This is a genomic window from Serinicoccus chungangensis, assembly GCF_001483745.1.
Classification (GTDB): domain Bacteria; phylum Actinomycetota; class Actinomycetes; order Actinomycetales; family Dermatophilaceae; genus Ornithinicoccus; species Ornithinicoccus chungangensis_A.
In genome coordinates this window covers 112,403-130,861 of sequence record NZ_LQBL01000030.1, presented here as the reverse complement: position 1 = coordinate 130,861, position 18,459 = coordinate 112,403, and the positions used below count along the sequence as shown (strand labels likewise).

The 18,459-nt window shown below is 75.7% G+C and carries 12 protein-coding genes; 5 read left to right on the top strand and 7 right to left on the bottom strand.

Annotated features, from left to right (window positions below; translation table 11 throughout):
* The 3 genes from AVL62_RS12775 to AVL62_RS12765 all read left to right on the top strand — a co-directional run.
* On the top strand, nucleotides 1-303 hold a 303-nt coding region (locus AVL62_RS12775; RefSeq protein WP_327282259.1), incomplete at its 5' end, for a UDP binding domain-containing protein.
* A gap of 45 nt (nucleotides 304-348) precedes the next feature.
* Nucleotides 349-2,421, top strand: coding sequence for an acyltransferase family protein (locus tag AVL62_RS12770; RefSeq protein ID WP_058892041.1), 2,073 nt, complete (start codon nucleotides 349-351; stop codon nucleotides 2,419-2,421).
* Entirely contained in the window at nucleotides 2,418-4,571 is a 2,154-nt protein-coding gene (locus AVL62_RS12765) for an acyltransferase family protein (protein ID WP_058892040.1), read from the top strand. Before AVL62_RS12770 ends, AVL62_RS12765 begins: the two co-directional genes overlap by 4 nt.
* 6 nt (nucleotides 4,572-4,577) lie before the next feature.
* Here AVL62_RS12765 and AVL62_RS12760 read toward each other — a convergent pair whose 3' ends face one another.
* The 3 genes from AVL62_RS12760 to AVL62_RS12750 are packed head-to-tail and all read right to left on the bottom strand — an operon-like array spanning nucleotide 4,578 to nucleotide 8,985.
* Entirely contained in the window at nucleotides 4,578-5,699 is a 1,122-nt protein-coding gene (locus tag AVL62_RS12760) for an ATP-grasp fold amidoligase family protein (protein ID WP_058892039.1), read from the bottom strand.
* Nucleotides 5,696-8,611 (bottom strand): glycosyltransferase, encoded by a 2,916-nt coding sequence (locus AVL62_RS12755; RefSeq protein WP_058892038.1) that lies wholly within the window; start codon nucleotides 8,609-8,611, stop codon nucleotides 5,696-5,698. Before AVL62_RS12755 ends, AVL62_RS12760 begins: the two co-directional genes overlap by 4 nt.
* Nucleotides 8,608-8,985 carry a hypothetical protein gene (locus AVL62_RS12750; RefSeq protein ID WP_058892037.1) on the bottom strand — a complete coding sequence of 126 codons (378 nt, stop codon included), beginning with the start codon at nucleotides 8,983-8,985 and terminating at the stop codon, nucleotides 8,608-8,610. Before AVL62_RS12750 ends, AVL62_RS12755 begins: the two co-directional genes overlap by 4 nt.
* Before the next feature lie 136 nt (nucleotides 8,986-9,121).
* Between AVL62_RS12750 and AVL62_RS12745 the strand changes: the two genes are divergently transcribed.
* On the top strand, nucleotides 9,122-11,191 hold the full coding sequence (locus AVL62_RS12745; RefSeq protein WP_058892036.1) for a glycosyltransferase family 2 protein: 2,070 nt from the start codon (nucleotides 9,122-9,124) through the stop codon (nucleotides 11,189-11,191).
* Nucleotides 11,181-14,222: a glycosyltransferase family 4 protein gene (locus AVL62_RS12740; RefSeq protein WP_058892035.1), complete on the top strand. Its 3,042-nt coding sequence runs from the start codon at nucleotides 11,181-11,183 to the stop codon at nucleotides 14,220-14,222. The genes AVL62_RS12745 and AVL62_RS12740 overlap by 11 nt, the downstream gene beginning before the upstream one ends.
* On the opposite strand, the gene AVL62_RS12735 is transcribed toward AVL62_RS12740, so the two are convergent.
* From AVL62_RS12735 to AVL62_RS12720, 4 genes are read right to left on the bottom strand one after another with little or no spacing between them, the layout of a single operon-like run.
* Nucleotides 14,172-15,305, bottom strand: a complete 1,134-nt coding sequence (locus AVL62_RS12735) for a glycosyltransferase (protein WP_083518937.1) — start codon at nucleotides 15,303-15,305, stop codon at nucleotides 14,172-14,174. The two genes, AVL62_RS12740 and AVL62_RS12735, sit on opposite strands and share 51 nt — an antisense overlap.
* Nucleotides 15,302-16,231, bottom strand: coding sequence for an ABC transporter ATP-binding protein (locus tag AVL62_RS12730; protein WP_058892034.1), 930 nt, complete (start codon nucleotides 16,229-16,231; stop codon nucleotides 15,302-15,304). Before AVL62_RS12730 ends, AVL62_RS12735 begins: the two co-directional genes overlap by 4 nt.
* Nucleotides 16,218-17,132 carry an ABC transporter permease gene (locus AVL62_RS12725; protein ID WP_058892033.1) on the bottom strand — a complete coding sequence of 305 codons (915 nt, stop codon included), beginning with the start codon at nucleotides 17,130-17,132 and terminating at the stop codon, nucleotides 16,218-16,220. The genes AVL62_RS12730 and AVL62_RS12725 overlap by 14 nt, the downstream gene beginning before the upstream one ends.
* Nucleotides 17,129-18,388 (bottom strand): nucleotide sugar dehydrogenase, encoded by a 1,260-nt coding sequence (locus tag AVL62_RS12720; RefSeq protein WP_058892032.1) that lies wholly within the window; start codon nucleotides 18,386-18,388, stop codon nucleotides 17,129-17,131. Before AVL62_RS12720 ends, AVL62_RS12725 begins: the two co-directional genes overlap by 4 nt.
* Nucleotides 18,389-18,459: the final 71 nt, after the last annotated feature.

The window sequence follows — 18,459 nt, the reverse complement described above, 5'->3', positions numbered from 1 at the left end:
GCCGACATCCTGGACCGGCACCCGCGCCGGGTCGGGATCTACCGCCTCATCATGAAGGCCGGGTCCGACAACTTCCGCGCCTCCAGCGTCCAGGGCGTCATGTCCCGGCTGCAGGCCCGCGGGGTGGAGATCGTCATCTACGAGCCGTCCTACGACCGCGACACCTTCCAGGGATGCCGCGTGGTGCGGGACCTCGACACGTTCAGGGGGACCGCCGACGTCATCATCGCCAACCGTCTCGACGAGCACAGCGAGCAGTTCGGCGACAAGCTCTACACCCGCGACCTCTACGGGCGGGACTGACCGCTCGTCGCCGGTCACCCCGCCGGCGTTTGGCACGATGAGCCCATGCCGCGCCCGCACCCCACCACCCCACCGGGGCGTGCCCGACGGCGGGACATCGAGGGCCTGCGCGCGGTCGCCGTCCTCGCGGTGCTGCTCTACCACCTGCGGGTCCCGGGCCTCGGCGGCGGCTTCGCCGGGGTCGACGTCTTCTTCGTCATCTCCGGCTTCCTCATCACCGGCATCCTGCTGCGCGAGATCGAGCGGACCGGCCGGGTGTCGCTGGCCGACTTCTGGGCCCGGCGCGCCCGGCGGCTGCTCCCGGCGGCCCTGGTGGTCGTCGCGGCGACCTTCGCCGCCGGCTGGGTCGTGCTGCCGGCGAGCAGCCGGCCCGACCTGCTCGCCGACGTGCTCGGCTCGACGCTCTACGTCGTCAACTGGGTCCTGGCCGCCCGCTCGGTCGACTACCTCGCCGAGGGGGCAGGGGTGTCCCCGCTGCAGCACTACTGGTCGCTGGCGGTGGAGGAGCAGTTCTACCTCCTGTGGCCGGTGCTGGTCGTCGTCGGTCTCGCGCTCGCCGCGCGCCGGGGCACGTCCCCGCGCCTGCCCCTGGCCGTCCTGATCGGCCTGGTCACTGCGGTGTCCCTCGCGTGGTCGGTGGTGGCGACCGCGCAGGCGCCGCAGACGGCATACCTCGTCACCCCCACGCGGCTCTGGGAGCTCGGCGCCGGCGCCCTCCTGGCCTTCACGGTGCCCGCCCTGCGCCGCGTGCCGGCCCGGGCGGCGCAGGTCGCGGCGGGCGCCGGGCTCACCCTCGTCCTGCTCACCGTGCTCGTCGTCGGCCCGGACACCCCCTGGCCGGGGTCGGCCGCCCTGCTCCCGGTGGCCGGCAGCGCGTTGCTCCTCGCCGCCGGGACCGCCCGCACCACCACGCTCGTGGGCCGGGCGCTGTCGCTACCGCCCCTGGTGTGGGTCGGCGGGCTGTCCTACGGCATCTACCTCATCCACTGGCCGCTGCTGGTCCTCGTGGAGGAGCAGCGCGGCCCGCTGGGACCGGCCGGGCTGACCCTGATCGGCCTGCTCACCGTGCTGCTCGCCTGGCTGCTGCGCCTGCTCGTCGAGGACCCGGTGCGTTTCAGCCGCCGCCTCAGCGCGCGCCCGGCACGCTCGCTGCTCGCCGCCGGCACCGCCATGGCCCTGGTGACCGGGGTCGCCGGCGTCGCGTGGGCCGCCCGACCGACCCTCGGTAGCACCACGGCACCGGGTCCCGCCGCGCTCGTGGCCGACCCCTCGGCCGACGTCTGGGAGCCGGTGGGGCTGCCCCGGCGGGCCTACGACCGGGTCGGCCCGGTCCAGCCCGACCCGGCCCTGGCCCGGCAGGACGTGCCCGGCTACTACGCCGACGGCTGCCAGCTGCAGCAGGGGGTGGCGGCGCCGGACCCGTCGTGCGTCTACGGCGACACCGGGTCGGGCACGCGGGTGGCCCTGTGGGGCGACTCCAAGCTCGGGCAGTACGCCTCCGCGCTGGAGGCGATCGCGCAGGCCGAGTCCTGGCGCCTCGAGCTCTACCTCAAGAGCGCCTGCTCGCCCACCGTCGCCGGGGCGACCGAGCCGGAGTGCGACGCCTTCGGCCAGGAGGTGGTGCGGCAGCTCCTGGCCGACCCGCCGCACCTCGTGCTCCTCGGCTCCGGTGGTTTCGAGGCGGCGGAGCGCGCGGGCATGGTCGAGGGGGCCAGGGCCCTCACCGACGCCGGGATCGACGTGGTCGTCGTCGACGACAACGCCCACCCGGACCACCAGGCCTACGAGTGCGCGGCCGAGCACCCGGAGGACCTGCTGGCCTGCGAGCGCCCTCCGCGGGGGACCTTCGGCCGTGCCCACCTGCGGGCCGTGCACGAGGCCACCGGCGCCCCCGTCGTCGACCTCAACCCGTGGATCTGCCCGGAGGGCAGCACCTGCCCGGCCGCCCTGGGCGGCCAGCTGGTCTACCGCCAGGGCAGCCATCTGACCGACACCTACGCCCGCTCCCTCACCCCCTTCCTCTACCGCGAGCTCAGCGCTCTGGGTCTCACCGAGGCGGCGCCGGGAGACATCGCGCTGGACGACGTGCCGCGCCGCCCCTCCGGAGGGACCCCGTGACCGCCGCCACCGCGCCCCCGGCCGGGGTCGTGCCCCCCGCCCCGGGTCCCACCCGCCTGCGTGGGGACATCGAGGGCCTGCGCGCGATCGCGGTCCTCATGGTCCTCGCCTACCACGTCGGGCTGCCCGGCTCGGGGGGTGGTTTCGCGGGTGTCGACGTCTTCTTCGTCATCTCCGGCTACCTCATCACCAGCCAGCTGGTGCGCGAGGCCCGGCGGGACGGCCGCATCTCGCTGCCGCGCTTCTACGCCCGCCGGGCGCGCCGGCTGCTGCCGGCGGCGTCGCTGGTGCTCGTGGTCACGACGCTCGCGGGATGGCTGCTGCTGCCCCGGGGCCGGCACGCCGACCTCGGCACCGAGGTCCTCGCGGCGACGGGGTATGTCGTCAACTGGCTCCTCGCGTGGCGCGAGGTCGACTACCTCGCCGAGGACCAGAACCCCTCGCTGGTGCAGCACTACTGGTCGCTGTCCGTGGAGGAGCAGTTCTACGTGGTGTGGCCGCTGCTCATCATCGCGGTGCTGTGGCTGGTCCGGCGCCACCGGCTGCGGCTCCTGCCGCTGCTGACCCTGACGCTGACGGTCGTGGTGCTCGCCAGCTTCTCGTGGTCGGTCCTGCGGACGGCGGCCTCGCCGGGTGAGGCCTACTTCGCCACCACCACCCGGGTCTGGCAGCTCGGGGTGGGTGCGCTGCTCGTGCTCCTCACCGCGCGGCTGGAGCGGCTGCCGCAGGCCGCCCGGACGGTGCTGGCCGCCGCCGGGGTGGCCGGGATCGTCCTCACCCTCGTCACGGTCGACGCGGCGACCCCGTGGCCGGGCGCCGCGGCCGCGCTGCCCACCCTCGCGACGGCGGCCGTCATCGCGGCCGGCCTCCACCCGGGCGGCTCACCGGTCGGGCGGCTGCTCGGGGTGGCCCCGCTGCGCGTCGTCGGCGGGCTCTCCTACGGCCTCTACCTGTGGCACTGGCCGCTGCTGCAGCTGCTGGCCGAGCGGGTGCCGGAGGCCGGGCTGGCGGTCCGCGTGGGCGTGGCGCTCCTCGCGGTCCTGCTGTCCTGGCTCACGCTGCACCTCGTCGAGAACCCGCTGCGCTACTCCCCCGCGCTCACCCGCTCCCCCCGGCCCGCCCTCCTGGCCGGCGCCGCGGCGATGGCCACCTCGGCCGCCCTGGCCGGCGCGCTCGTGGCGAGCGCCCCCTCCCTGGAGGAGCCGGACGCCGGCGCCACCCAGGGGTCCGTGGGAGCGCTGGCCCTGGTGGCACCGGGGAGCCGTGACACCCAGGACCTGGAGCTGGTCGACGACCCGGGGGCCGTGACCGGCGGGGTCGAGCGGCTCGTGCCGGACCCGGCCGTCGCCGACGAGGACATCTCGCTGGCCTACCGCGCGGGCTGCCAGGTGAGCACGAGCGGCACCGAGCTGCCCGACGCGCAGGACTGCACCTTCGGCGACCCCGACGGCGACGTCGAGGTCGCCGTCGTCGGCGACTCCAAGATGGAGCAGTGGAGCTCGGCGCTGCACGCCATCGGGGTGCAGGAGGGGTGGCGGGTGCGCTTCTACACCAAGTCGGCGTGCGGCTTCGTCGCGCAGGGTCGCTCGCCGGAGTGCCACGACTACAACCGGATGCTCTCGCAGCACCTGGGCGAGGCCGGGAACGCCCCCGACCTCGTCCTCACGTCGGTGGGGCAGGGCTACCCCGCAGAGCTCGCCGGCTCGATGGTCGACCTGCTGCAGCCGGCCACCGACCGGGGCGCCCGGGTCGTCCTGGTTGCCGACACCCCGCTGCCCGAACCGCGCGGGGTGGCCGAGGGGGTCAGCAGCTTCGAGTGCCTGGACCAGCACCGCGAGGACATCACCCCGTGCTGGAGCCCGGCCGCCCCGGCGTCCGGGACCCGCCTGCTCACCGAGGTGGCCGGGCGGCTCGACGCCCCGCTGGTGGAGCTGCTGCCCTGGGTCTGCCCGGCGCCCGAGCGGCTCGACGGGTGCGCACCCGTCGTGGGCGGCGTCGTCGTCAACCGTCAGGGCAGCCACCTGACCGCGACCTACGTGCGCTCGCTGACCCCCGTGCTCCACCACGAGCTGACGCGGCTCGGGGTGACGACGACCCCGGCGGCGCAGATCAGCTGGGAGCTGCCGCAGGACCCGGCGCCGGGGCGCTGAGCGGGCTCACCTGCACTGGGCGCAGGGCACGACCCGCGGCGCCCACGCCCCGGGGTCGGCCGAGCGGGACACGTGCCCCTCGGGGTAGAGCTCGGGCACGGGGTGCTCGCCGTGCAGGATGCCCGGGGGACGGCCGGCCACGAGGTCGAGCTCGAGGCGGCTGGCCGCCGCCTCCCACCCGAGACCCATCCGTTCGTCGTGGTCGGCGCGGAACGGCTGCCGACCACCCGGGGTCCGGGTGAGCTCGCCGAGCACGGCCCCCCGCTCGGTGCCGTAGAGGTCCACCCGGATGAACGGCAGCCCGGTCGCGAGGGAGAGGTGCCGGGCCATCTCGACCATCTCCGGCAGGTCCGGCGGCACCGGGACCGAGGAGTCGTCCTCGCGCCCGATCATGACCGCGCCCAGCTCCGCCCCGTCCGCGTCGACGTAGCGGTACCCCATGGACCGCAGGTGACCGTGCCGGGAGACGCGACGGAGCATGACGTGCTGCACCTCCCCGTAGCTGACGTTGATCTTCACGTCGTCGGGGATCGGGCCTCCTCCGGGCTGCCGGAGCACCTCCTCGGCGAAGTAGGGCCCGCTGATCCGGTGCTGCGCCGTGCGGGAGATGAAGTGCTCCCGCACCTCGTCGCCGCTGAGCGAGAGCACCCCGTCGAGGGTCTCGTAGCCCCCTCCGGCGACCCGCCGCAGCGGCAGCACCCCGTGGCTGCCGGCGCCCCCGTCGGACTTGACGACCACCTCGTCGGGGAGGGCGTCCAGGTCGATGCCGGCCGGGTCCTCCCACACCCCGAGGATGCGGGGGGTGGGGATGCCGTGGCTGGCGGCGAGGCGGTAGTTGCGCAGCTTGAACGGCACCTGGCGCAACGGGTGGCGTCGCTCAGGGTCGAGCTCGCGCAGCGCGACGGTCACCCGGCGCAGGGTCACGAGGTGCTGGGTGAAGCTGGAGCGCCGGGCGAGCTCGGCGGGGTCGACCAGGGTCGCCGACCAGTCCCTCTCGGCCGCCAGCTCCTGCTCCAGCGCCGTGCGCTCGGCCTCCAGCGCGCGGATGCGCTGGTTGCGCCGACGCAGCTCGGCGTCCCGCTTCTCCAGGGGCGGGATGCGCCGGATGACCTCGCGTCGCAGGTTCATGACCTCTCCTCGGTGGTCGGGGCCGTCGTGGCCTCGGTATGCCTGGGGCTCGCCCGCCACACCCAGCCCGGCGGCGGCGCGCCCCAGAGCCGGTGCGCGAGGGCCGTCGCGCCGCCCCCGTCCGGGACGTCCGCCCCGGTCCGCTCGGCGGACAGGGTCAGACCGCCCTGCTGCAGGCGCACGCCGCGGACACCGGGGGGCGCACCGGCGAGCAGCCGCCCGGGGGTCCACGTCGGCCCGGGCGGGTCGGGCACCTCACGGCTCAGCCACCCCCGCAGGCCGGCCTCGGTGAGCCCCTCGTGCTCCACGACGAGCGCGTCCGCGCGGGTGCCGTCGCCGGCGCTGCGCAGCGGCACCCGGACGGGGGAGACCTCGGGCGCCTCCCGGGCACCCGGCTCCTGGGTCCGGGACGGGGCTCCCGACAGGTGCGGTCGCAGACGGTCCACGAAGCCGGCGTGGCCGTAGCGCTCGCGCACGAGGGCCGCGGTGCGCTCCACCCGCTCGCGGTAGGCGTCCGGGTCCGCGGTGTAGCGCGCCACGAGGGCCTGCGCCTCCCCCGGTGCCGCGTAGTCGAGGAGGTCGCCGAAGGTGGGCCGGTGCTTGGGGTGGGCGATGACGAGGACACCGCTGGCGGCCGCCTCGAGCAGGGTCCGGCCGAAGGCCTCGTGGGCGTCCGGGTTGTCGAGGTAGACGTAGAAGTCCAGACCCGCGAGGAAGGGCCGGACGTCCTCGGTGGTGGCGGCAAGGACCGTCCAGCCGTCCGGCTCCTCCCCCGGGTCGGCGGCGGCCGCGCGCAGCGCGGCGACGGTCTGCTCCCCGCCCAGGACGCGCACCTCGTGCCCGGGACCGAAGGCATACCCCCGCCGCAGCTCCTCCCACGTCGGGGGGAACTTGATCCGGTCGTCCCGCGAGTGCCGTCCGACCACCACCGTCCCCGACGCGCCGGGCGGCCGGTCGGTGGGCCGCACCGCCCAGGCGTCGGCGTCGATGAGCCCGGGGTTGTCCCAGGGGGTCAGCGCCACCTCCGGGTCCTCCTCGCGCAGGACCCGGCGGATGGTCGGGCTCTGCGGCACCCAGGTGACCGGTGCACCGAAGAGCTCCCCGGCGCGCCGGGTGACGTCGGTGACGACGTACCGCTGGTCGCTGCCGTCGGGCTCCAGCGGTCCCTGGTTGGCCATGACGAGGAGCTGGCGCACGCGCGCGGCCCGGGCGAGCACCGGGGGGTACTGCAGGATCGGCGGGTAGCGGACCAGCAGCACGTCGATGTCGACGTCGTCGTCCGGCAGCACCCAGGTGACCGCGCCGGAGCGCACCAGGTCGGTGAAGGGGGTGGCCAGCGGCTGGTCCCGGGCGGACATGAACCGCAGCGCCTCCAGGTGCATGACGCCGACCCTCAGCCCGACCTCGAGCGCCGCGCGGATCTCCTCCGTCATGGAGCGCTGCGGGCCGCCGAACTTGCGCCAGTCCCCGGCGACGACGAGGTCCAGCCGGGCCGGCCGGGACTCGAGCAGGGGGTGGGTGGGCCGCGCCCAGCGCAGCGGCTCCGGGAAGCGGCGCGGCAGCTCCGGGTCGAGGTATGCCGTGTCCTCGCCGCCGCGGACGGCGTCGTGCCAGGGCGTGTAGAGCGCCTTGTAGAGCTGGCGTGCCGGGTGGCGGTAGCCGTTGGCGAACTCCTCCGAGGACAGCGTCGCGGACCCGCCGCGCAGGATGGTCGTGGTCTCCTCGACGTCGCGGACCACCGGCCCGAAGGCGGCCTCCAGACGGCGGGTGAACTCGGTGTCGGCGCCCTTGCGGGTGGGGTCGAAGAAGCCGATGCGGTTCATCACGGGCAGGCGCCGGAAGAGCACGGTCGCGGCGGAGGCGAACCGGGGCAGGTAGCCGGGCCGGGTGAGGACGAGGTCGGGGGTGACCCGCACGCCCTGCGCCCGGGTCGCGAGCAGGCCGGGCTCGGCCAGGAGCGGCGCCACGCAGACCTCCAGGGTCTGCGGGTGCCACCAGTCGTCGGAGTCGACGACGACGACGTAGTCGCCGCGGGCCAGGCGCAGGGCGGTGTTGCGGGCCCGGTAGGTGCCGCCGTTGACCGCCTTGCGGACCACCCGGACGCGGGGGTCGAGCCGTTCGACCTCGGCCAGCAGACGGGCCGTCTCCTCGTCCGCGGACGCGTCGTCCACGACGAGCAGCTCCAGCTCGGCCCAGCTCTGGGCGAGGACCGAGCGGACCGCGGTGAGCAGGGCCGGGCCGGGGCGGTAGCTGCTCATGAGCACGGTGACCAGCCCGCTCCCGCTCGCCGGACGGACCGGCCGGGTGCCGAGCGCGTCGAGGTCCGGTGCGCGACCCTCACGCGGCGCCAGGAAGGGCGCCAGCCGGCCGCTGCCGAGCGCGGCGGAGAAGGCCGCGGCCCACCGCTCGCCCTGACCTGCGGCACCGGGGTCGAGCCGGGGGTGCAGGGCGTCGGCCCGCACCGACGCGGCCACGCCGGGCCGGACCCGTCGGTCGGCGGCCAGGTCGACCGCACCACCGGGGTCGCCGCCGAGGACCCGCAGCTGGGCCAGCATCTCGACGTGCTCGCGCCGCAGGGCCGCACCGTGCGCGGAGGCGAGGAGCTGCTCGAGCAGGCCCCGGGCGACGGCGACGTCCTGCGGGTCCCCGGTCTGGACGGCGAGGACGCGGGCGTGGTCGGCCAGGCCGAGCGGGTCGGCGCCGTCGGGGACCCCGGCCCGTGGGCCGCGCTGCCCCCACGCGGCCAGGTCGGCGGGCAGGTGGCCGGGCCAGGCCGCCTCGGCCAGGACCTCCCGGCTGTGGACGGAGCGGGTGCGCAACGCCGTCGCGACGAGCGCCCGGGAGCGTCGGCCGGCGATGCGCGCGTGGTCGGCCGCCACCCCCCGGGTGGTGGCGCCGCGGGTCGTGCTCACCGCGGGTCGTGGTCGGCCTGCGAGCCCGTCCGGGCCAGCGCGTCGTCGAGCGCCGCCTGCATCCGGTCCAGGCGCCCGGTGTACTGCGCCTGCAGCAGCTGCACGGCTCCGAGCAGGTCGGCCTCCGAGGGCCCCGCCACGGCCGCCGCGGGCTGCGCGGGCGCCCGGCTGGCCCGGATCTCGTCGCGCAGGTAGGTGCGCAGGCTCCGGACGCGGCGCCAGGAGTCCAGCTGGACCGCGAGGACGGCCGTGCCCAGCAGGCCTCCGGCGACCGCCGCGAGCACCGGGCTGCCGATCGCCGCACCGATGACGAGCACCACGGCGAGGACGAGCCCGAGGGCGGTGCCGACGACGGGAACGAGGCGGACGGGCACGCGACGGACCTTCCTGCACGGGGTGGGGTGTCGGGGTTCCGGCACCGGGCCGGACGGTGTTCACTGTACCCCGGGGCCGGGCGCCCCGGCCCGGCACGACGCACCCGAGAGCCCACGAGGGAGAGCTGTCCACCCCATGAGCACCGATCCGGTCCCGTCGTGGCTCGCGTGGCAGCTGGGGCACGGTCCCGCCGGGGACGACCCGGCCGCGCTCTTCCACCTCGCGCTGCGGCACCGCTCGCCGGACGCCCTCGAGGTGCTCGCGACCCGGGCGAGCGGGGGGCGGCACACGGCCTCGACCCTGCTCGCGGCCGTCCTGGACGAGGGGGTGCCGCGGGTATGCCTGCGCGGCACCCCGCAGCGGCGGGCGCTCGCCGGGGTGGCCTTCGTGTGGGCCGGTCTGCTGCGCTCGGAGGAGGAGCTGCGCGCCGCGGCCCTGGTCCTCGAGACGCTGTGGCGGGGCGAGGGCCTGACGTGGGTCTCCCCGCAGCTGCGCATGACCGCGCTGCAGACGCTCTACCTCGCCGGGCACCACGCGCAGCTGCAGGAGCTGCTGGCGGGCGTCGAGGGTCTGCACCCCGACGCCGAGCTCTACCTCCGGGTGGACCTGGCGAACCCGCACGGCGCCAGCACGGTGGCCGGGCCCGAGGCCGCCTGGGAGCAGCTGCTCGGCACCCGCTTCGCCGAGCGTGGGCTCGCCACGCCGCGGTTGCGCGAGGTCGGGCGGGACACCGCGCCCGAGGGTGCGCCGTGCCCCTTCGACCGCCTCGCGGCACCCGGCCCGGTGGCCGGCTCGGCCGCCGCCGCCGAGCTCGTCACCGTCATCATGCCCAGCTGGCGCCCGGATGTCGGGCTGCTCACGGCGGTCCGCTCCATCACCGAGCAGACCTACCCCGAGCTGGAGATCGTCGTGGTCGACGACTGCTCGGGGCCGGACTACGCGCAGGTCTACGCGCAGGTGGCTGAGCTCGACCCTCGGGTCCGGGTCCTGACCATGGAGCACAACGGAGGGTCCTACCTCGGCAGGGCCGCAGCGCTCGCGTCCTCGCGGGGCAGCCTCATCACCTTCCAGGACGCCGACGACTGGTCGCACCCGAGCCGCATCGAGCACCAGGTGCAGGCCCTGGCCGACGCGGGTCCGCAGGCCCCGATGAGCCGCAGCCTCGCGGTCCGGGCCAAGGACGACCTGACCCACCAGTGGCTGGGCTACCGGGCGGTGCGCGAGAACGCCTCCTCGCTGCTGCTGCGCCGCAGCATCCTGGAGCGCACCGGCGGCTTCCTGCCGGTGCGCAAGGGAGCCGACTCCGAGTTCGCCGAGCGGGTGGCCCGGCTGCACGGTCAGGTCGTCGACGTGGAGCTGCCGCTGGCGGTGACCCGGCTGCGTGCCGGTTCGCTGTCCCGGGGTGACTTCACCTTCTCCTGGGCCGCCCCCGAGCGGCGGGCCTTCCGTTCCAGCTTCATGGCCTGGCACCGCCGGCTCAGCAGGCGCCGGCGCGACGAGGGTGAGGCCACCGTCGACGACGCCACCCTGGCCGCCCTGCCCTTCCCCGTCCCCCGGGGCTGGACCCGCGGGCTCCCCGTCGGCGGCCTCGTCCCGGACCGGCTGGGCACGGCCTACCTCGGCTCCTTCTCCGCACCTCCCACCAGCCGCGCGAGCGCGTGGCTCCAGCGACGGCTGCGGACGGACCCGCCGGAGGAGCGGGTCGGCCTGTGGCACCAGGAGGGCCACGCCGCGGCGGGGGTGCGTCGCGCCGAGCTGGACCGAGGGCTCGACGACGCACTGCTGGACGGTCGGGCCTGGCTGCTCTCCCGGACCGAGGACATCGAGGTGGACCGGCTCGTCGTCCTCGACCTCTCGGTCCTGGCCCTGCTGGCCGGGCAGGGCGTGCGCGTGCAGGCCGGTGCGGTGGAGGTCTGGCTCGGCACCGAGAGCGTGCGGCCCGGGTCCTCCGGGCTCCCGGAGGACCTCCTCGGAGCCGGTGACGTGCTGCGCTCCTGGTGGGGGGTCCGGCCCCGCTGGGTCGTGGCGCCGTGGCTGGACGACGACGAGGAGGCCGGGCTGCGCCGGGCGCTGCCCGGGCTCGACCTGCACGCGCACGAGGGCGCTGCGCACGAGGGCGAGCCGCCCGGACCGACCCCCACCGGGCGGCCCCGACCCGTGGACGTCGCCGGCACGCCCACGTCGGAGGTCCGCGGTGCCGGCTGACCCCGCCGCCGGGCCCGGCGACCGGCCGACGGTCCTGCTCCTGGTCGGGGGCGACCCGGACGAGCTCGCCGCTGCGCTGGTCGGCGACCTCGGGGTCCTGCTGCCCTCGCTCGCCCTCCTGCAGACCGGGCCCGGTGCGGCGACGGTGCCGGACCGGACCGTCCTGCGGGCGGGGCACGGCCGGCCCCGGTGGCAGCGCGCCCCGCTGCGGGTGACCGGGAGGCTCCTGCCCGCCGGCCCGCGGGCGGCCCTGGCCGCCCGGCTGGACCCGCGGCTCGTCCCGGCCGTGCGCTCGGCGGACCTCGTCCTGGTCCTGGGCCCCGGCGCGGGGTCGGTCGCCGCCCGGACCCGGGCCCTGGACCCGACCACCCGCGTCGTCGTCGGGCCGGGCCCGGTGCGGACCGCCGCCGCGCAGCTCGCCCGGGGCTGGCTCCCCTCCGGCCCCCCGAGACGCCGGGCGATCCTGCCGCAGGACGAGCTCGACGCGCTGTGCGCGGCCGTGCGCCTGCTCCGTGGGGAGGCCCCACCGGGGCCCGAGGTGCGCGAGCGGGCACGACTGCTGCCCTGGGCGACCCTGGACGGGCACCAGCGGCAGGTCCTCGTCGAGGCCCTCCTCCCGCTCCTCGGGGCGGACGACGTGGTCCTGCGGGCCTGGGCGGTCCTCGCGGGCGGCGACGGCGACGCGCAGGCCCTCGAGGCCGGGACGGACCTGCTGGCCGCCGCCGACGGCGTGCTCGACGGCGATCCCGGCACCGCCGCCCGCTGGGCGGCCCTCGCGCTGCGCCTGCTGCCTGCCGGCGCAGGGACGTCGCCCCGCGGCCTGCTGCGCGGCAGCCGGACGGGCCGGGCGCTCACCGACCCCCTCCCGGCCGCGGCGGACGCGGCGGTCGCCGCACCGGAGCCGGACTCGCACCACCGGGTCCTGGTGCTGGCACGGGACGGCTCCGGCCCACCCCTGCGCACGGCCCTGCGCGCCTCCCCGGTGGTGGACGTCACCCTCCTCGGCGGGGGCGACGGGGCCGTCCCGTCGGCGCTGCGCGGCGCGGGTGTCCCCGACGCCCTCGTGGAGGCCCGGCTGCGGGCCGGACTCGGGCGACCCGGCCCGGCATACCCCTCGTTCGTCGCGGCGGTGCAGGACGCACGCCCCGACGTCGTCCTCGTCGACGGCGCCGACCAGCGCGCGGTCCTGGCCTCGCTCGTCGCCCCCGCCGGGTCCCGCCTCCTCGTCGTGCTGCGCCCGGAGGACCTCGACGCCCCGTGGCTGCCGCTGCTGGGGACCGGGCGGGTGGAGCGCCTTCTCGTCGAGGACGACGCGACCGCCTCCCGGGTCCACGAGCTGGTGCCGGGAGTCGTCGTCGAGGTGGTGCCGGGGCTGGGTTCGCTGCGCTCGCAGACCCCGGCCGACGACGCCGCCAGGACCCTGCGCGAGGTCGTCCTGGGGGACATCGGGCGCCTGGCGGACCGGACGAGGGCGGGCGAGCACGAGGCCGCCATGGCCCTCGTCCACGAGCTGCTGGCCCGTCCGGACGAGACGGTCGGACCCGCCGTGCTGCAGCAGGCGGCCCTGACGGCCACCAAGGCCGGGGAGCCGAGCACCCGGCTGGCCGTCCTGCGCCGGTGGGCCGCGCTCGACGACCGCGACCTGCTCGCGAGGCTGGTCCGTGAGCAGGAGGGACGGCTGCGCGAGTTCGACCCCGGCTGGTGGCCCGGGGACCTCGCGCCCCGACCGGTCGACCCGGTCCCCGGCCGGGTGCTGCACCTGCTCAAGGCCTCCCTCCCGCAGCGCACCAGCGGGTATGCCGTGCGCTCGTTCTACCTCCTGCGCGAGCGTCGACGCGCCGGTGAGGACGTGCTGGCGGCCACCGCCCTGGACTTCCCGGACGAACCGGCGCCACCGGTGCAGGACGTGGGCGGCGTCCCCCACCTGCGGCTCACCCGCACGGAGGTGCCGGACCGGGAGGCTCCCGACCAGCACCTCGACGCCTTCGCCCGGCGCCTGCTCGACGTCGTCGTCGAGCACCGGCCGGCCGTCCTGCACGCCCACTCCGGGCACCGCGGCTACGAGCTCGCGCTGGTCGCGCTCGCCGTCGGCCGGACCACCGGCATACCGGTCGTCTACGAGGTCCGGGGCCTCTTCGAGGCGGTGTGGACCTCCGACGTCGGGCGGGCGACCCGCAGCGAGCTCTACCGGTTGCGGCGCGAGCTGGAGAGCCGGGTCCTCACCGAGGCCGACGCGGTGGTGACGCTGAGCGAGTCCATGCGCGAGGACATCGTGCAGCGGCCCCCGACCCGGGCCGGCCGGACGCCGGACCCGGCGCGGGTCGTGGTCGTCCCGAACGGGGTGGACGCGGAGGCGGTCGGGCCGCGCGACCCGCGGGCCGACCTGCGTCAGCGGCTCGGGCTCGGCGACGGTCTGGTCGTCGGCTACGTGAGCAACCTGGACCACCCGCGGGAGGGCCAGGAGACGTTGGTCGAGGCGGTAGCGGTGCTGCGCGGTCGCGGGCTGGCGGTCAGCGCGCTGCTGGTGGGGGGCGGCGAGCGCCAGGAGGCCCTGGAGCGGCTGGCCGCCGAGCGCGGCGTCGCCGAGCACGTGGTCCTCACCGGGCAGGTCCCGCACGAGGAGGTCGGCGACTACTACGCGCTCCTCGACCTCTTCGTCGTCCCCCGGATCGACGAGCGGGCGGCGCGGCTGGTGACCCCGCTCAAGCCCTACGAGGCCATGTCGATGGGGGTGCCGCTGGTGGTCTCGGCCCTCCCCGCCCTGCTGGAGGTCGTCGGCGGGGGGGAGCGCGGCGCGACCTTCCCGCCGGGCGACGCCGGGGCGCTCGCCGACGTGCTCGCCGAGCTCCTGCACGACCCCGCCCGCCGGGCGGAGATGGCGCGATCGGCCCGGGCCTGGGTGCGCGAGCACCGGACCTGGTCCGCGATCGCGACCCGCTACGACGAGGTCTACGAGATCGCCACCGGGGCGCGTCCGGGCTCAGCGGGGGGCGTCGGCGAGCCGGTCCATGGCGGCGACGAAGGCGCGTGAGTGCACGCCCCAGTCCAGCTCCCGGGCGGCGAGGGCGTGCCCCTCGCGGCCCAGGGCCGCGGCGGTCGCCGGGTCCTCGACCCAGGCGAGCAGCGTCTCCACGGTCTGCTCCACGTCGTGGAAGGGCACGACGACACCCGCGGCGCTGCGCTCGACGAGGTCGACCGCCCGCGGCAACGGCGTCGTGACGACGGGGACGGCGTGCGCGATGTACTCCACCACCTTGGTCGGCATGCTCGGACGGAAGTTGGCGACGTCGTGCAGCAGCGACAGCCCGGCGAGGGCTCCGTCCAGGCGGCCCAGCGCCTCCCGCGCCGGCAGGAACCCCGTCCACTCCAGGTGCCCCTGCTGCCGCGCCGCCTCGAGCTGGGCGGTGACCGCGGCGCCGTGCGCCGGACCGACCACCTCGAGCACCGCCCGTCCACCGGTGCGCCGGTGCAGCTGCTCGCCCACCGCGACGAGCTCGGCGACCCCGCGCTCGCGGGCCAGGCTGCCGAGGTAGACCACCCGCAGGCGCCCCTGCTCGTCGGGGGTCCCGGCGGGGGGCGGGTCGGCCGGCACCGGGGTGGTGTTGGGGACGACGAGGTGCTCGCGGGCGAACCGGTCGGCATACTCCTCGTCGGCCAGGATGAGGACCATCCGTCGCTCGGCGCTGCGCTCGAGCGCGGACGCCACCGAGGCCAGCGGGCCGCGGAGCCGGTCGGGCACCCAGGAGCGCAGGGCGACGACCGCCCTCGTGTCCTCATGCACGTCCCACACCGTCACCGGGAGGGAGATGCCCAGGGTGGTCGGGACCAGCTCGGGGTCGTGCAGCAGCACCACGTCGTGACGCGGGCCGAGCTCGCGCAGCACCCGGCGGGCGTCCCGCTGGGCGGCCATCCGGCGGCGGCCGGTGGACCGGGTGACGTCGACCGTGCGCAGCCCGGGCACACCGACGGGCCGCTCGACGCCGTGACCGCCGAACGGCGCGGCGAGGGTCACCTCCCAGCCGGCCTCCAGCAGGCTGGCGACCTGACGGTGCCGGATGCGCGCGTCGTCCGGGTGGTGGACGACGGTGACGACGAGGATGCGGCGTGGGCTCACCAGTTCCCCTCCGGCTCCCACCTGCGCAGCAGCTCGCGGGCCGCCTCCGGGCCCTGCTCGGTCATGACCCGCTCGATCTGCTCGTAGCGTTCCTTCCACACCTGGCGGTGCCGGCCGTACTTGCGGCCGTAGAGGCCGTTGACGACCGACGGGCGCCCGTCGCCGAGCAGCCGCCCGTCGTCCATCCACAGCACCCGCGTGCACAGCTGGTTGATCCGCTTGCGGCTGTGGGCCACGATGAAGACCGTCCCGGCCTGCTCGCGGATCTGCTCGATGCGTTCGGTGGCCCTGGCCCGGAAGTGCTCGTCGCCGGTGGCGAGCGCCTCGTCCACGATGAGGATGTCGGGGACGACGGCGGTGCTGATCGCGAACCGCAGCCGGGCCGCCATCCCGCTGGAGTAGCTGCTCATGGGCAGGTCGATGAAGTCGCCGATGTCGGCGAACTCGATGATGTCGTCCATCCGCCGCCGGACCTGCGCCGGGGTGAGCCCGAGGGCCTGCGCCCCGATCCAGATGTTGTCGCGGCCGCTGAGCTTCTTCTGCAGGACCGCGTTGACGCCCAGCAGGGCGGCGCGGCCCCCGAGCCAGATGGTGCCGCTGCTCGGCGGCACCAGGCCCGCGACGGAGCGCAGCAGCGTCGACTTGCCCGACCCGTTGCGGCCGATGATGCCGATCGACTCCCCGCGGTAGGCCACGAACGACACGTTCTTGACCGCGTGCACCTCCTGCACCCCCAGGCCCGCCTGGCCGCCCCGGCTGAGCAGGCGGCGCACGGCCCCCTCCTCGTCGGTCTCCTCGGGGCGCTTGGGGCTGCCGTAGATGCGGTAGCGGATGTCGACGTGCGACACGATGACCGAGGGGATCCGCTCGTCCTGCGCGGCGGGCGACGAGGCGGCGGGCGCGCCGGCGTCCTCAGGCACGGCCATACGTCCCCTCCCCCCGCCAGAAGACGATGAAGCCGCTGACGAAGAGCACGACCGCCCAGCCGGCCGCGACGACCCACGTCTGCCAGCGCAGCTCGAAGCCCTGCAGCAGGGTCTCCCGGACCAGGGTGAGGCTCACCGCCACGGGTTGGTACTCCAGCAGCAGTCCCACCCAGCGCGGCGCGTCGTCGAGGCTCGCGAACCGCACCTGGATGGAGAAGAACACCCCGGAGACGTAGCGCAGCAGCCGGGTGATGAGCGGCACGATGTTGGCCAGGTCACGGACGTTGTGCACCGCGCGGGAGATGAGCATGGAGATGCCGAGGCCCATGACGACCACGATGAGCAGCGCGACCGGGAAGAGCAGCCACTCCCACGTGACCGGCTCCTTCGTGATGAGGGCGATGACCACCAGCACGAGGAAGGCCGGGATGTTGTTGACGAACTCGGAGATGACCTTCACCACGGGCAGCAGCACGCGGGGGAAGGCCAGGGAGCGCATCATCCCGACATTGCCGAGCAGCGAGCGCGCCCCGGAGGTGAGGGTCGCCGAGATGAAGGAGAAGGTGAACAGGCCGACGGTGAGGAAGGCGACGAAGTTGTCGACGTCGCGGTCCAGGCCGAGCAGGACCCCGAAGATGAGGTAGTAGGCCACCCCGAGCAGGATCGGGTTGATGACCGACCAGAGGATGCCGAGGTAGTTGTCGCGGTGCTGGCTGACGACCTCACCCTTGGCCAGGGACCACATGAGGTGGCGGTAGCGCCAGATCTCCCGGACGTAGCCGCCCAGCGAGGGTCGCACCGCCACCTGGGTCATGCCGTAGCGGCGGGCCAGCTCGGCGGCCTCCGCGTGGGGCATGACCGCCGGCTGGTGGCGCGGCTCGGGCCCGAGGTCGGAGCTCACAGCCGGACGACCTTCTCCCCTCCGGTGGCGGCCCCGCGGGTGTCGAAGAAGGTCCGGGAGGCGCCGGCCAGCGCGTCCACGTCGTAGCCGCGGTGGTTCTGCACGAGGATCGTCAGGTCGGCCCGGCCCGCCGCGTCGGCGGCGTCCTGCACCCGCTCCGCCTCGGGCACCGCGTGCCACTCCTGGACGTGCGGGTCGTGGAAGAGCACCCGCGCGCCCTTGGCGGCCAGCTGCCGGGCCAGGGGGACCGCCGGGCTCTCGCGCTGGTCGGCGATGTTGGGCTTGTACGTCACCCCCAGCAGGAGCACGCTCGAGCCGTTGAGCGCCTTGCCCTCGGTGTTGAGGATGTCCTGGGCGCGGGAGACGACGTAGGCCGGCATCCCCGCGTTGATCTCCTGCGCCAGCTCGACGAACCGGAACGGGTAGCCCAGGCGGGCGCGCACGTTGTGCGACAGGTAGTTCGGGTCGATCGGGATGCAGTGCCCGCCCACCCCGGGGCCGGGGTAGAACGCCTGGAACCCGAACGGCTTGGAGCTCGCCGCGTCGATGACGTCCCACAGGTCGATCCCGAGCTGGTGGCAGAACCGGGTCATCTCGTTGACCAGGGCGATGTTGATGTGCCGGTAGGTGTTCTCCAGCAGCTTGGCCGTCTCGGCCTCGCGGGTCCCCTTGGTCCGCACCACCGTGTCCACGAAGGTGCCGTAGAACGCGGCCGCCGCGTCGCTGCACGCCGGGGTGTGCCCGCCCACCACCTTGGGGGTGTTCTTCGCGCCGAAGCTGGTGTTGCCCGGGTCGATGCGCTCCGGGGAGAAGGCCAGGTGGAAGTCCTGACCGGCCACCAGGCCACCCGCCTCCAGCGCGGGCCGCACCACCTCGTCGGTCGTCCCCGGGTAGGTCGTCGACTCCAGCACGACGAGCATCCCCGGGCGCAGGTTGCGGGCCACCGCGGCGACCGCCGACTCCACCGCCCGCAGGTCCGGCCCGCCGTCCGCGGACAGCGGCGTCGGCACGCAGATCACCGCGGTGGAGGCCTCGGCGATCCGGGCCTCGTCCGTCGTGGCCTCGAACCCGCCCTCGCGCATCTGCGCGATGTCGGCGTCGGCCAGGTCGTCCACGTGCGACCGGCCCGCGTTGAGGTCGTCCACCACGCCCTGGTGGATGTCGAAACCGAGGACCCTCATCCCCGCGCGGGTCGCCTCCTGCGCCAGAGGGAGGCCCACATAGCCCAGGCCGATGATGACAGCGTCGACAGCCACGGTGGCCAGTCTCCTTCACGACAAGAGGGTGGGTCGGGGGCGCCCGCCGGGCGCGTCCCGAGCATAACGCC